Raw genomic sequence first — 13,443 nt, forward strand, 5'->3', positions numbered from 1 at the left:
CCCGGTGTCAGCCCACGGAGCGGCCGTACGCCTTCAGGGTGCGTAGTGCCTGGATCGTCACCATGGGGCGTGCCTCCAGGGAGATGCCCGGCGCCCACTGGCGCCAGCGGATCGGCCAGCCGCCGTCCTCCCGCTGATCGCCTGCCAGGTGGTCCAGGGAGCGGGCCATCTCGTCGTCCGTGAACCACGCGCGCGCGAGGGAGCTCGGCGTCTTCGCGTAGTCGTACGGGAAATGGTGCTCGCCCGGCGCGTACCCGGGGGCGACCGGGTAGGCCTCCAGGTGCTCCGGGTCCAGGGCGGCGAGCCGGTGCTCGCGCACCAGGCGGCCGAGGCGGTCGGCCGCGGCCTCCGCGCGCGGGCGGTCGGGTGCCGAGTCCAGGAAGGCCACGGCGGCCTCGATCTCGTAGGGGTGCGACTTCTCCAGGGAGTCGACGGCCTGCCAGCAGAAGTCGGTGGCCCGGAACAGCCAGGCGTGCCACACCTCGTTGCGGTGCAGCAGACCCACCACCGGCCCAGTGGCGAGGAGTTCGCTGGGCGGGTCGTCCACGATCGGCACGAAGGGTGCCGTCGGATAGCCGCGCTGGCCGGGAAGGATCGCCGGCAGGGCGCCGTCGGCCGTGGAGACCGAGGTCAGATAGCGGCACACGCGTTCCACCCGCTGCCCGCCGCAGCGCCCGACGGCGTCCAGGACGCGCAGCGCGTGACCGGTGTGCAGCGGCTGGCTGACCGGGCCGCGCAGATCGGGTTCCAGCGCGTGCCCGTAGCCGCCGTCCTCGTTGCGGTAGGCGTCCAGCGCGGTCTCCACCGGATCGGGTTCGCCGTTGAGGAAGTGGTACGCGAAGAGGCGCTGCTCCAGCACGCGCGCGGTGAGCCAGACGAAGTGCTCGGCGCGGAAGAGCGGGGAGTGCGCCGGGGGCGTCGGGGGGAGTGGGGAAGCTCCTGTTTCGGCCATGCGTCAGACCGTAGGACGGAAAGCGGTCTCCGCAAGGGGTCCCGACCTGGTCCCACTCTCAGGGGCGGGATACTGGTGTCATGCGGTTGACGGTCTTCTGGCAGCGGATGACGGAGCACTTCGGCGCGGGATACGCCGAGAGCTTCGCGCGCGATCACGTGATGACGGAACTCGGCGGGCGGACGGTGGACGAGGCGCTGGACGCGGGCTGGGAGGCCAAGGACGTATGGCGCGTGGTCTGCGACGTCATGAACGTTCCGAGCCAAAGCCGCTGATCTTCCGCGGGAAAGTCGCTGATCGGTCACGAAGATCGACGGCGGTGACCGGTTGTCAGTGGCGTAGGCGAGACTTGCACCGTGGCAGTCACTGACGAGACCGGGCACGACGCCCAGCAGGCATCCCCGACCGGTGCGACGCCGCCGACCCGGCCCCCGGCCGACGGCGCCGCACCGGGCCCGGGCATGCCGCGCTGGCTGCCCCGCGCCATGGTGCTGGCGCTCGCCCTCGTCGCCGTGTTCCAGCTGGGCAGTTGGGCCTTCCACCAGCTCATCGGGCTGCTGATCAACATCCTCATCGCGTTCTTCCTGGCCCTCGCCATCGAACCCGCGGTGAGCCGGCTGGCCGCCTACGGCATGCGCCGGGGGCTGGCCACCTTCCTGGTCTTCCTCGGCCTGCTGATCGTGAGCGCCGGGTTCATCACCCTCCTCGGGTCGATGCTCGCCGGCCAGATCATCAAGATGATCGAGGACTTCCCGGACTACCTCGACTCCGTTATCAACTGGGTCAACACGCACTTCCACACCGACCTCAGACGGGTCGACATCCAGGAGGGGCTGCTCCACTCCGACTGGCTGCGCAAGTACGTGCAGAACAGCGCGACCGGCGTGCTGGACGTGTCCACCCAGGTGCTCGGGGGCCTCTTCCAACTGCTGACGATCGGTCTGTTCTCGTTCTACTTCGCCGCCGACGGGCCGCGGCTGCGGCGCGCACTGTGCTCCGTCCTGCCGCCCGCCCGGCAGGCCGAGGTGCTGCGCGCGTGGGAGATCGCCGTCGACAAGACGGGCGGCTACATATACTCCCGCGGTCTGATGGCGCTGGTCTCCGGAGTGGCGCACTACATCCTGCTGCAGGCGCTGGGCATCCCGTACGCGCCCGTGCTCGCCGTCTGGGTCGGTCTGGTCTCCCAGTTCATCCCGACCATCGGCACGTATCTGGCGGGCGCCCTGCCCATGCTGATCGCCTTCACCGTGGACCCCTGGTACGCGCTGTGGGTGCTGATCTTCGTCGTGGTCTACCAGCAGTTCGAGAACTACATGCTCCAGCCCAAGCTGACCGCGAAGACCGTCGACATCCACCCCGCCGTCGCCTTCGGCTCGGTCATCGCGGGCACCGCGCTCCTGGGTGCCGTGGGCGCGCTGATCTCCATCCCGGCCGTCGCCACGCTCCAGGCGTTCCTCGGGGCGTATGTGAAGCGGTACGCCGTCACGGACGATCCCCGGGTCCACGGACACCGGACCGCCCGAGAATCCGGCGGGCCCGGCCTGGTGAGGCGCGTGCGAGGGCTGTGGGAGGGGCGGACGGGGGTGGAGGAGTCCCCAGTGGCCGACTCCGCTGGTACCAGCGATTCCGCCGGTACCGGTGATTCCGCCGCTACGACCTCCGCCACTACGACCGACTCCGGGACAGCCGACTCCCGGCCGACCGATCCGGAGCCGACCGACTCCGACCCGCAGGACTCCGGAGAGGGCCCCTCCGGCTCCTCCTGAGGGATGATCCGGCGAGAACACCGGGGCATCGCGGTCAGTACGTGAGCACCGCCCACACCCCGGCCCCGGCCACGGCGACCACGTAGCACCCGACCGCGACGGTCACGGTCCGCCGCCGTACCGCCTCGCTCCAGGACGTGCGGGACAGCAGCCAGGCCAGGGCCGGCAGCACCAGGACGGCGTGCAGGCTCACCCCGTGCAGCGGCTTGAGCGGGGCCGTCGAGTGGTACGCCGCCTCCTGGTGACCGGTCCGGGCGAGGACCACCCCGCGCGCGATCATCGCGGCGCCCGAGGCCAGCGCCACGAGCAGGATCGCGAACCCGGAACGCACCGCGAGCGCCATCCCCGTGGGCCCCGTCGGCCGGTGCCGGAAGGACGCCACCGCGAACACGGTGAGCAGCACCACGAGGACACCGCCGCCCACCGCGAGCGTCATGGACACCGCCGTGTCGAAGGGGGTCTCCATGTCGAGGTGCGACGGCACCCGGCGCCACGCCTGGAGAGTGATGCCGCCGACCTCCACGACACAGTCGGCGGCGAACACGACGAGCAGCACGGTGCGCAGCCGGGCCCCGACACGCAGATACGACGTGACCCAGGTGACCGCGATCAGCGTTGCCCCGAAGGAGAGCCCGAACGTGACGGGCTTGCGCCAGGAGACGGGCCCGTACCAGGGGCCGCCGTCGACCGCGAACACCCCCAGGTGCACCAGCCCGGAGAGGATCAACAGGGCACCGGTCACCTGGCAGAACCGCTCGGCGGGGCGTACGTCGGTCTTCAGGGTCCGAGTCATGGCCCGAGCCTCGCGGGAACCCGCCGCGCAGTCGTCGTACGCCCGAAGACACCCGCCGTACGACGGAGGAAGTAGTGCTCCTGGAGGTGCGGCGATGAGTTTCGGGGGCGCGCCGGGTCCATGGAGGTGAGAGCCGCCCGGAACCCGCGGAACGATGACCCCTGAAGCGAGGATCGATCATGTCCACCGCAAAGGCCCCGCAGAGCGTCGAGACCACGCCCGCCCAGCAGTTGGCGGACACCGAACCGCAGACCGCCGCGGGCAAGGTGCTGTGGCACTTCACGATGTCGTTGGACGGGTTCGTGGCCGGGCCGGACCATGCGATGGACTGGATGACGGGGTTCTCGTTCCGGGCTGGCCTCGTCGAGGAGTACGCGGCTACGACCGGTGCCGTACTGGGCGGCCGGGACGGCTTCGACGCCTTCCCCGATGCCGGCGGCGTCTACGGCGGCGCGTGGCAGGGGCCGGTGTTCGTCCTCACGCACCACCCCGACGACGTGCCGCCCGCCTCAGGGGTGACCTTCTTGAACTGCGATGTGGCCGAGGCCGCCCGGATCGGGCTGGCGGCCGCCGACGGCAAGAACCTCGAAGTGCCCTCGCCCACGATCGGCCGACAACTCCTGGAGCGCGGACTGATCGACGAGATCGACCTGCACATCGTGCCGGTGCTGCTCGGCGACGGCATCCGGCTCTACGACAACCCAGGCGGCGTCCCGGTCCGGCTCGGGCTCGGGCTCGGGCTCCTGAACGGTGATGACCATGCGGCCGCGGTGAACGTGCGCTGTCGGCCGGTCGGGACGTGATCGTCCGTGGCATCGGGGTTCGTGGGCGCGCCGGGAAGCCCGACGGTTCGACGGCCCGCGCGACACTCGTGGACGTTCCTACTGGTAGCAGCCACCGCTGCACAGGATGGTGACGGTGCCCGTCTCGCCGGCCGAAGCGATCGCCGTGCCCTGCGCCGGTGCGGGGTGGTGCACACGGCTGGTCTCCCACGGCATGGGAGCGGCCGACGCCGCCGGACTCATGATGCCGACGGTCGCCGTGACCAGCACGGCCGCGATCCCCGCGCGCTTCCACATCTTCATCGAGTTCTCCCGTCCTCGGTTGCCGTTGGCTGCCGCCAGTCAACGGGTCCGACCCCCGGCACGGGAAGGATTTCCATGTCATTCGAAGCGTCGCCACGGTGTGCGGCGTCACTGGACATCGATGACACGAGTGCCGCGTGGTGCGCTTGACACAAAAATCGAACATCCATTCTCATGGAAGCTCCGGCGAGGCCATGACGGGCATTTCGGCAGGCTTTTGATGGTGAAGTGTCCGAGTTATCCACAGGCTGGGCGGGCGTCGGGACGCATTGTCAGTGGCAGGCGTTAGCGTCTTTGACGTGAAGCGATCGACTCAAGCAAACCGGGTGGAACCCATGGCAGGAACCGACCGCGAGAAGGCGTTGGACGCCGCACTCGCACAGATTGAACGGCAATTCGGCAAGGGCGCGGTGATGCGCCTCGGCGAGCGGCCGAACGAGCCCATCGAGGTCATCCCAACCGGGTCGACCGCACTGGACGTCGCCCTCGGCGTCGGCGGCCTGCCGCGCGGCCGAGTGGTGGAGGTCTACGGCCCGGAGTCCTCCGGCAAGACGACCCTGACCCTGCACGCGGTGGCGAACGCCCAGCGGGCCGGCGGCCAGGTCGCGTTCGTGGACGCGGAGCACGCCCTCGACCCCGAGTACGCGAAGAAGCTCGGCGTCGACATCGACAACCTGATCCTGTCCCAGCCGGACAACGGCGAGCAGGCCCTGGAGATCGTGGACATGCTGGTCCGCTCCGGCGCCCTCGACCTCATCGTCATCGACTCCGTCGCGGCACTCGTCCCGCGCGCGGAGATCGAGGGCGAGATGGGCGACAGCCACGTCGGTCTGCAGGCGCGCCTGATGAGCCAGGCGCTCCGCAAGATCACAGGCGCGCTCCACCAGTCCGGGACCACCGCGATCTTCATCAACCAGCTCCGCGAGAAGATCGGCGTGATGTTCGGCTCCCCGGAGACCACGACCGGTGGCCGCGCGCTGAAGTTCTACGCCTCGGTGCGACTCGACATCCGTCGTATCGAGACCCTCAAGGACGGCACCGACGCGGTCGGCAACCGCACCCGCGTCAAGGTCGTCAAGAACAAGGTCGCGCCGCCCTTCAAGCAGGCCGAGTTCGACATCCTCTACGGCCACGGCATCAGCCGCGAGGGCGGCCTGATCGACATGGGCGTGGAGAACGGCTTCGTCCGTAAGGCCGGCGCCTGGTACACGTACGAGGGCGACCAACTCGGCCAGGGCAAGGAGAACGCGCGCAACTTCCTCAAGGACAACCCCGACCTGGCCAACGAGATCGAGAAGAAGATCCTGGAGAAGCTGGGCGTGGGCGTCCGTCCGGAGAAGGACAAGCCCGCCGTCGAGCCGGTCACGGACGGGGCGGTCCCCACCGCCACGGACGACGCCGCCAAGGCGGTGCCCGCTCCGGCCGCGGCCAAGACCACCAAGGCCAAGGCCACGGCAGCCAAGAGCTGACCCGTGACACGACGAACGGACTGGGCCGAGTACGCGTATCCCGACGCCCCGCAGGGGCGCGGGAGAGGCGGCGACGGCTTGGCCTACGGTGCGGACAGCACGCCAGAGGAGCCGTACGGCATTGACGGGCCGTACGGCGATGAGCCGGGCGGCGGTTTCGCGGGGGAAGCCGGTCCGCCTTTCGGCGGCCCGGAGCCCGGCGATGGTCCGGCGGGCACCGGTCGGCTTTTCAGGAGCTCGGCGCCCGGCGGAGGTTCGCCCGGCGACGGGTCCGCCGATGACGACGCACCCGGCAGCGGCTCGCGCCGCGGTCGCGGAGCGCGGGGCGTGGGCGGCTCGCGAGGGTCTACGGCGCGCGGTGACGGCGCACGCGGTAGACGCGGGCGCCGTGGCAGCGGCCGCGGCTTCGGCGAGTCGTCCGGAGGGGACCGAGGCGACTTCTCCTCGTCGAGGGCAGAGAAGAAGGAGGAGCCGCCGGCGGACCCGGCCGAGCGGGCGCGGGGCATCTGCCTGCGCCTGCTCACCGGGAACCCGCGCACCCGCAAGCAACTCGCGGACGCCCTGCGCAAGCGGGAGATCCCGGACGAGGTGGCGGACGAGGTGCTGTCGCGGTTCGAGGAGGTCGGGCTGATCAACGACGGTGCGTTCGCGGACGCCTGGGTGGAATCTCGGCACCACGGCCGGGGCCTGGCCCGGCGCGCGCTCGTCCAGGAGCTGCGCACCAAGGGCGTCGACTCGACGCTGATCGACGAGGCCGTCTCCCAGCTCGACTCCGAGCAGGAGGAGGCGACGGCCCGCGACCTGGTGGACCGCAAACTGCGGTCCACCCGGGGCCTCGACCGCGACAAGAGGCTGCGCCGCCTCGCGGGCATGCTGGCCCGCAAGGGCTACTCCCAGGGCATGGCCCTCAGAGTGGTCCGGCAGGCACTGGAGGAAGAGGGCGAGGACACGGAGTTCCTCGGGGACGAGGGGTACTGATCCGGGATCGATCCGGTTCTGATCGATCCCGGGTTCCGATCCCTCGGTGGTGCGAACGTCCTGAACACGGTGGACGCGCGGGGGCGCCGACCGCGTTCAGGCAAGCACCGGGCCCGTGCCGGAGTTAGGGCCAACTCCCGGTTGTAGAAGCCGGATTGACCCAGTGCGCAGACACCTGTGCACAAACAACTGTGTACGCATGGCACACGCCCACAGGCGCGGCAGCAACAGGCGAACGCCGAAGTCAACTACCTGGCCATGGGGCTAGTTCTGGCGTTCACGGCCATCGCCGTGGTCAACACGCTCGCCATGTCGGTCGCGGAGCGTGCCCGGGAGTTCGTGCTGCTGCGCACCGAGACGCTGTCGGTGTTGCTGCTGGCACGGCGCCCGGCAGCGGTACCGCCTTCGCTGTGCTGGCCGGTCGGGCGCCACCGTCGATCACGCCCCTCGTGGACCTCACGGTGGTCGGGGCGGCCGAGACGCGTGGCCCTCCGGGTCCGGGCAGCCACGGTGGCGACCGCCCGGGAGTGAACGGGGAACCCCCGGTCGTCCGTCCCGAAAGCGAGCGACGGCAACCGTCAGCCATCACTCCCAGCCGCTACGCGGCAACGTGCCACGCGGCCACCCGCCTCACCGAACGGCACGCGTTCCGCAGACTTAGCATGCGTGACGCAAAGGGTGCGCATGTTTGCCGCGGGAGTAGCTTCTGCTGCCGAACCTCGGCCCTCCACGCTTGCCGAACCCCGGCCATCCCGCCCGCTGAGCCGCAGCCAGGACTGCCCGAGTGCCTCCGGTCGTTTACCCGACCAGTCCTCGTACGCCCTGAAAGGCGGGCCCCCTTGTCCTCGCCCCTGCCCGCTCACCACCGAGGAATCCTGGTGGTCCTCCTGGTCAGTACAGGTCTCTTACTGAGTGGCTGTGGGCTGGAGTCCAGTGCCACGCCCGCCGACGACGGGCTCACCACCCTCGGGTTCGTCAACGGCGGGAGTGCCGAGTTCCACACCTGTCTGCAGGAGTCGATCGAGAACACGGCCAAGAGCAACTTCGCGAAGCTCGTCACCGTCAACTCGCATCAGGACGCCGCGCGGGAACTGGCCAACATCCAGGACATGATCGGGCGCCATGTCGACGCGATCATCCTGCAGACGGTCAACACCACCGCCCTCAAGAGCGACATCGCCAAGGCCAAGAGCGCGCACATCCCGATCTTCCTGACTCGGTCAGCGCCGATCCGTCCGACATCCTCAGCGCCGTCGTCGTCGACCTGAAGGCGCTGGGCAAGCTGGACGCCGGCTGGATCGAGGACGACGCCGCGGGGCGCCAAGTGCAGGTGGGTGTCATCGCGGGCGCGCCCGGCGCCGCCTCCGACCTGCTCGTCGGCGGTTTCACCAAGGGGTTGCCGGCGAACGTGAAGGTGGTCGCCAACCAGCCCGCCGTGTTCGTCGCCGCCAAAGCGAAGATCGTCGCCGAGGGCATGATCAAAACGCATCCCGATCTGGACTACACCTTCGTCGCCAACGAGGAGAGGGAGTTCGCCGCCCGCAAGGCCTTCGACGCGGCCGGCGGCAAGGAGGTCAAGATCGTGACGGTCAACGGCACCGACGGGACACTCGCCGCCCTCAAGGACGGCCGTTTCGCCGCCACCGTATCCAACTCGGCCAAGGACACCGGCGAACTGGCCGTCACCAACACCATCAGCCTTCTCCGTAAGGAGAAGGTGGAGAAGATCGCCACCACACCGGCCCGCCTGATCACCAGGACCAACGCGGACACCGACCCGCTCTACTGCCCCTCCGACGGGTCGTGAGCGGGTCGGTGCGTCACGTCGTAGATCAGGTCTGTCACGTCGTGGACAGAGTGTCTACGACGTGACAGGCAGTCCCGCAGCCTTCCAGGACTGGAAGCCGCCGACGAGGTCCGTCGCGCGGTGCAGGCCCAGTTGGTGCAGGGACGCGGCGGCCAGGGTGGACGCGTAGCCCTCGTTGCAGATCACCACGACGCGCAGGTCGTGGTCGGTGGCTTCGGGGGCGCGGTGGTTGCCCCGGGGGTCGAGGCGCCACTCCAGTTCGTTGCGCTCGATGACCAGGGCGCCGGGGATGAGGCCGTCGCGGTCGCGCAGGGCCGCGTAGCGGATGTCGACCAGGAGGGCCCTGTCGTCGCGGGCCGCTTCGTACGCGGCCCGCGCCTCGATCCGCTCGTAGGTCTCGCGCGTCCGCTCCAGCAACTCGTCTATGCCGAGCGGCTGTTCGTGCGCGGTACTCACTGCCAGTCCTCCGGGCGCTCCACCTGCTCCAGGCGCAGCACCGGGCCCGTACGGCTGTAGCGGCGGATCTGCGGCAGCGGCGGGTAGTAGGCGTGGACGGAGATCGCGTGCTCTTCGGAGGACTCGTTGAGCACCTCGTGGACGTGGTGCTGACCGAAGGCGCGGCCCTTGCCGGTCGGCAGCCGCCGTTCGCGGTCCACGCCCTCCTCCAGTTCGAGGGTCTTCCAGCCGTTGCTCGGGAGCCGCGCGGCGAGCGAGTTCTCCTTGAGTTCGCCGGCGGCGGTGAGGAAGGCGCCGACCGACTCGGCGTGGTCGTGCCAGCCCGTGCCGCTGCCGGGCGGCCAGCCGATCAGCCAGGCCTCGCTGCCGCCGGGACCGTCGAGCCGCACCCAGGTGCGGCCCTCGGGGTCGAGGGGGAGCGAGGCGATCAGCTCGGTGTCGGCGGCCGTACGCCGGACGAAGTCGAGCAGGTCCGCCTGCGTCGGGGCCGGGGAGGGCGCGGCGGGGGACACGGAGGCAGAAGGGGAGACAGACACGTGCACCGTCCTGATGAGTGTTCGCGAAGGTGCGCGCAGGCATCACAACAGTGGCGCGCGCGGGTGAGAGATGCGAATTCAGCAGGCGACGTGACACACACAGCCCACGTAGCGGACGAGGTCCAGATGGACCTTCCGCCAGAGGTGGACAGAGGTGTCGGTCATGGTCCGGAGTACAGCACGGCGGTACGGGCCGGTCAACTCAGCGTCACTATGTGGACAGTTCGGGTACGGCGGCCTCAGCGCGAGCCGGCCGTGGCCTCCGTCCTCGTCGGGCCGCCCAGGGTCGCCTCGGCCGCCGCGTACAGGTCGGCCGGACGCACCCCGCTCAGCGCCGTGACCAGGTGCCCGTCGGGCCGTACGAGCAGGACGGTGTGGGCCGCGGCGCCCGGGTAGCTCTCGGCGACCAGCAACTCGGCCGGGTGCGGCAGCGCCGTCACCGCGGCGGCCAGGCGGGGCATGATTCCGGCCGTCACCCAGTGCTTGCGCTCCCACACGCCCGTGCCCGGCGCGACCAGGACGACCAGCAGGGAGCCGCGCCCGAGGCGGTCCCGCAGCCGTACGAAGGCGCCGTCCTCGGCGGTGACCAGGACGTCGGTGACCGGGGCGCCGGGCGGGGTGTCGACGGGGACCTCGGCCTCGATGTGCCGGGGCGCGAGCGGTGAGTCGGCGTACGCCCCCGGCGCACCGAGCGCGCCGTGTCCCAGGTGACCGTCCGTGAGCAGCACGTCGTGGCCGCGGGCCGAGCCGGGCACGACCGCGCGCAGTCCGGCGCCGCCGCGCACCAGCGGCAGTGCCTGGTCGGCGGCGCGCAGCCGGGCCGCCACGACCGCCCGCCGCTCCGCCTGATAACTGTCGAGCAGCGGCTCGTGCGGCCCGTGGTGCCAGGCCAGGGCCAGCTTCCAGGCGAGGTTGTCGGCGTCCCGCAGCCCCTCGTCCAGCCCCTGCGTCCCGAGCGCCCCCAGCAGATGCGCGGCGTCCCCGGCGAGGAACACCCGCCCCGCCCGCCACCGCCGCGCGAGCCGGTGGTGCACGGTGTGCACGCCGGTGTCGAGCAGTTCGTACGGCGGTGTCGGGCCCTCGGTCCAGCCCGCGAGCGTTTCCCGGATGCGGCCCAGCAGCAGCTCGGGGGTGACCAGGTCCTTGCCCGGTGGCAGCAGCCAGTCCAGGCGCCACACGCCGTCCGGGAGGGGGCGTCCGGTGACCTCCCCCGCCGAGGGTCCGGACGTCCGCCACGGCGGCACCCGATGCAACAACGCATGATCGGGCCACGGAAGTTCCGTGCGCAGCGCGGCCACGGCGTGTCGCTCCACCGCCGTACGGCCGGGGAAGCGGATGTCCAGGAGTTTGCGCACGGTCGAGCGCGGGCCGTCGCAGCCGACCAGGTAACTCCCGCGCCACCACGTGCCCTTGGGGCCGCGGGTGTGGGCGGTGACGCCCGAGGGCTCCTGTTCGAGGGAGTCGAGGCGGTTGTCCGGGGCGATCTTCACGAGCCGCTCGCCCGCGAGCGCCTGCCGGAGGGCGCCGGTGAGGACGTGCTGGGCGATGTGCAGGGGGGCGGGTTCGGTCTCGTCGAACGTGATCTCGCGCATCACCTGCTTGCGCCGCATCGACCGCCATCCGGCCCAGCGCGAGCCGAGCTCGGCGAGGGGCATGCCGGTCAGCCGCTCCAGGAGTGCCGCGGTGTCCTCCCTCAGGACGACGGTGCGCGCGGGACGCGGCTCGTCCTTGCCCGGACCCTCGTCGAGGACGACGGAGGGCACCTCCTGACGCGCCAGTGCCAGGGCGAGCGTGAGCCCCACGGGCCCCGCCCCGACGATGATCACCGGGTCCACGGTGCGGCGCCCCCTGCCCGTGACGGTGTCCTCAGGGACGCATGTGAACAGGAAGTTGGAGCAGGGTGCACGATCACAGAACGTATGCAACCTATTGCCGGTGCTTGCGTCAAGTGACGGAGGCAGTGGCGATCATGCCACTGCCTCCGCGTCGTTCATGCCACTTGACCGATCATCAGATCGTGCCGCCGGCGCCGGTTCCGAAGCCGCCACCCACCTGCGCGGGGTTGAGCCCCGTGGCGTCTTCGAGGGCGACGGTCGCACCCGTGCTCTTCTTGCTGCGCCGCAGCCTGCGCTCCAGCCAGCTCGCGAAGGTGGTGAGGGCGAGGTTCAGCAGGATGTAGATGATCCCCACGACGATGAAACTCGCCACCACATTGGCGTAGTTGGCCGCCAGGGTGCTGCGCGCGTTGAGCAGCTCGGTGAAGCCCAGCATCACGCCGCCCAGCGCGGTGTCCTTCACGATGACCACGAGCTGGCTGACGATGGCCGGCAGCATGACGGTGACGGACTGCGGGAGCAGGATGGTCGTCATCGTCTGGCCCTTGCGCAGACCGATGGCGTGCGCGGCCTCCGTCTGCCCCTTGGGGAGGGACAGAATGCCCGCCCTGACGATCTCGGCGAGCACCGAGGCGTTGTAGAGCACCAGGCCGGTGACGACGGCGTACAGGGGCCGTTCCTCGCTGCCGATGTTCGTGGAGCGGACGTAGAACTCGTTCGCGAACAGCATCAGCAGCAGGACCGGGATCGACCGGAAGAACTCGACCACCACGCCGGCCGGGACACGCACCCACCTGTGGTCGGACATCCGGGCGATACCGAAGAACGCGCCCAGGGGGAGGGCGATCACCATGGCGAGGCCGGCGGCCTTCAGGGTGTCGCCGAGGCCCGGCAGCAGATACGTCGTCCAGGCGTCCGACGTGGTGAACGGCTGCCACAGGGCCCACTTCAGCTGGCCCTTGTCGTCCATCGTCTGCCAGACCCACCACAAGAAGAGGGCCAGCAGGACGACGAACGCGACAGAGAGGAGCACGTTGCGCCGCTTGGCACGGGGGCCGGGCGCGTCGTAGAGGACGGAGGTCATCGCTTCACCGCCAGTCGCTTGCCCAGCCAGCCGAGGAGGAGGCCGGTGGGCAGGGTCAGTACCACGAAACCGAACGCGAAGACCGCGCCGATGGCGACCGTCTGGGCCTCGTTCTCGATCATCGTCTTCATCAGGGCGGCCGCCTCGGCGACCCCGATCGCGGCCGCCACGGTGGTGTTCTTGGTCAGCGCGATCAGCACGTTGGCCAGCGGTGTGATGACCGCGCGGAACGCCTGCGGAAGGATGATGATCCGCAGCACCTGACTGAAGCTCAGCCCGATGGCACGGGCCGCTTCCGCCTGTCCGACGGGCACGGTGTTGATGCCGGAGCGCACCGCCTCGCAGACGAAGGCCGCGTGGTAAGCCACGAGACCCAGCAGCGCCAGCCGGAAACCCTGCACCTTGAAGTCGTCGGACGCGCCCATGGTCACGCCGAAGATGTCGGCGAGGCCGAGCGAGGTGAAGACGATGATGACCGTCAGAGGGATGTTCCGGACGGTGTTGACGTAGAAGGTGGCGAAACCACGCATCAGGGGGACCGGGCTGACCCGCATGCCGGCCAGCAGTGTGCCCCAGACCAGGGAGCCGAGGGCGGAGAGGACGGTGAGTTTCACCGTCATCCAGAACGCCCCGAGGACGTCATAACCTTGAAGAAAGTCGAACACGATCTCCCGCGCTTCCG

13 protein-coding genes and 2 pseudogenes are annotated in these 13,443 nt (G+C 70.2%); 7 read left to right on the forward strand and 8 right to left on the reverse strand.

The annotated features are described in order from the left end of the window. Positions 1 to 7 precede the first annotated feature (7 nt). Entirely contained in the window at positions 8 to 952 is a 945-nt protein-coding gene (locus OG407_RS36840; protein ID WP_405863935.1) for a hypothetical protein, read from the reverse strand. Between the two features lie 80 nt (positions 953 to 1,032). Here OG407_RS36840 and OG407_RS36845 point away from each other — a divergent pair, with 80 nt between their 5' ends. Next, complete coding sequence (locus OG407_RS36845; RefSeq protein WP_327400872.1) at positions 1,033 to 1,227, forward strand: DUF3046 domain-containing protein; 195 nt, start codon at positions 1,033 to 1,035, stop codon at positions 1,225 to 1,227. An 81-nt stretch (positions 1,228 to 1,308) separates the two neighbouring features. Then, positions 1,309 to 2,718, forward strand: a complete 1,410-nt coding sequence (locus OG407_RS36850; RefSeq protein WP_405863937.1) for an AI-2E family transporter — start codon at positions 1,309 to 1,311, stop codon at positions 2,716 to 2,718. Between the two features lie 34 nt (positions 2,719 to 2,752). Here the strand turns inward: OG407_RS36850 and OG407_RS36855 are convergent, their stop codons facing one another. Next, on the reverse strand, positions 2,753 to 3,511 hold the full coding sequence (locus tag OG407_RS36855; protein ID WP_405863939.1) for a hypothetical protein: 759 nt from the start codon (positions 3,509 to 3,511) through the stop codon (positions 2,753 to 2,755). A 179-nt stretch (positions 3,512 to 3,690) separates the two neighbouring features. On the opposite strand from OG407_RS36855, the gene OG407_RS36860 reads away from it, so the two are divergent. After that, positions 3,691 to 4,314, forward strand: coding sequence for a dihydrofolate reductase family protein (locus OG407_RS36860; RefSeq protein ID WP_405863941.1), 624 nt, complete (start codon positions 3,691 to 3,693; stop codon positions 4,312 to 4,314). A gap of 78 nt (positions 4,315 to 4,392) precedes the next feature. On the opposite strand, the gene OG407_RS36865 is transcribed toward OG407_RS36860, so the two are convergent. Beyond that, complete coding sequence (locus tag OG407_RS36865; RefSeq protein WP_405863943.1) at positions 4,393 to 4,596, reverse strand: hypothetical protein; 204 nt, start codon at positions 4,594 to 4,596, stop codon at positions 4,393 to 4,395. A 335-nt stretch (positions 4,597 to 4,931) separates the two neighbouring features. Between OG407_RS36865 and recA the strand changes: the two genes are divergently transcribed. From recA to OG407_RS36885, 4 genes and pseudogenes are all read left to right on the forward strand, one after another. Then, the gene (gene recA, locus OG407_RS36870) at positions 4,932 to 6,065 is read left to right on the forward strand and encodes a recombinase RecA (RefSeq protein ID WP_405863945.1); all 1,134 of its coding nucleotides are present in this window, start codon (positions 4,932 to 4,934) and stop codon (positions 6,063 to 6,065) included. Positions 6,066 to 6,068: 3 nt separating this feature from the next. Beyond that, positions 6,069 to 7,043 (forward strand): recombination regulator RecX, encoded by a 975-nt coding sequence (recX, locus tag OG407_RS36875; protein ID WP_405863947.1) that lies wholly within the window; start codon positions 6,069 to 6,071, stop codon positions 7,041 to 7,043. A 213-nt stretch (positions 7,044 to 7,256) separates the two neighbouring features. Then, positions 7,257 to 7,574 (forward strand): annotated as a pseudogene (locus OG407_RS36880) (ABC transporter permease); the annotation flags it as partial. A gap of 131 nt (positions 7,575 to 7,705) precedes the next feature. Then, positions 7,706 to 8,850 (forward strand): annotated as a pseudogene (locus tag OG407_RS36885) (sugar ABC transporter substrate-binding protein). Between the two features lie 54 nt (positions 8,851 to 8,904). Here the strand turns inward: OG407_RS36885 and OG407_RS36890 are convergent. The 5 genes from OG407_RS36890 to OG407_RS36910 form a co-directional block, all read right to left on the reverse strand. Further along, positions 8,905 to 9,306 carry a rhodanese-like domain-containing protein gene (locus OG407_RS36890; protein ID WP_405863949.1) on the reverse strand — a complete coding sequence of 134 codons (402 nt, stop codon included), beginning with the start codon at positions 9,304 to 9,306 and terminating at the stop codon, positions 8,905 to 8,907. After that, positions 9,303 to 9,842 carry a cysteine dioxygenase gene (locus tag OG407_RS36895; protein ID WP_405863951.1) on the reverse strand — a complete coding sequence of 180 codons (540 nt, stop codon included), beginning with the start codon at positions 9,840 to 9,842 and terminating at the stop codon, positions 9,303 to 9,305. Before OG407_RS36895 ends, OG407_RS36890 begins: the two co-directional genes overlap by 4 nt. Positions 9,843 to 10,081: 239 nt before the next feature. Continuing rightward, on the reverse strand, positions 10,082 to 11,677 hold the full coding sequence (locus OG407_RS36900; protein WP_405863953.1) for an FAD-dependent monooxygenase: 1,596 nt from the start codon (positions 11,675 to 11,677) through the stop codon (positions 10,082 to 10,084). 175 nt (positions 11,678 to 11,852) lie between these two features. Then, positions 11,853 to 12,761, reverse strand: coding sequence for an amino acid ABC transporter permease (locus tag OG407_RS36905; protein ID WP_405863955.1), 909 nt, complete (start codon positions 12,759 to 12,761; stop codon positions 11,853 to 11,855). After that, positions 12,758 to 13,426 carry an amino acid ABC transporter permease gene (locus tag OG407_RS36910; protein ID WP_328678125.1) on the reverse strand — a complete coding sequence of 223 codons (669 nt, stop codon included), beginning with the start codon at positions 13,424 to 13,426 and terminating at the stop codon, positions 12,758 to 12,760. Before OG407_RS36910 ends, OG407_RS36905 begins: the two co-directional genes overlap by 4 nt. Positions 13,427 to 13,443 lie beyond the last annotated feature (17 nt).

Source organism: Streptomyces sp. NBC_01515 (genome assembly GCF_045040345.1).
Classification (GTDB): Bacteria; Actinomycetota; Actinomycetes; order Streptomycetales; family Streptomycetaceae; genus Streptomyces.

What these genes read in the sequence shown, in the direction of transcription:
- OG407_RS36840 (WP_405863935.1), bottom strand. Translation starts at nt 952, where the DNA reads ATGGCCGAAACAGGAGCTTCCCCACTCCCCCCGACGCCCCCGGCGCAC.
- OG407_RS36845 (WP_327400872.1), top strand. Translation starts at nt 1,033, where the DNA reads ATGCGGTTGACGGTCTTCTGGCAGCGGATGACGGAGCACTTCGGCGCG.
- OG407_RS36855 (WP_405863939.1), bottom strand. Translation starts at nt 3,511, where the DNA reads ATGACTCGGACCCTGAAGACCGACGTACGCCCCGCCGAGCGGTTCTGC.
- OG407_RS36860 (WP_405863941.1), top strand. Translation starts at nt 3,691, where the DNA reads ATGTCCACCGCAAAGGCCCCGCAGAGCGTCGAGACCACGCCCGCCCAG.
- OG407_RS36865 (WP_405863943.1), bottom strand. Translation starts at nt 4,596, where the DNA reads ATGAAGATGTGGAAGCGCGCGGGGATCGCGGCCGTGCTGGTCACGGCG.
- recA (WP_405863945.1), top strand. Translation starts at nt 4,932, where the DNA reads ATGGCAGGAACCGACCGCGAGAAGGCGTTGGACGCCGCACTCGCACAG.
- OG407_RS36905 (WP_405863955.1), bottom strand. Translation starts at nt 12,761, where the DNA reads ATGACCTCCGTCCTCTACGACGCGCCCGGCCCCCGTGCCAAGCGGCGC.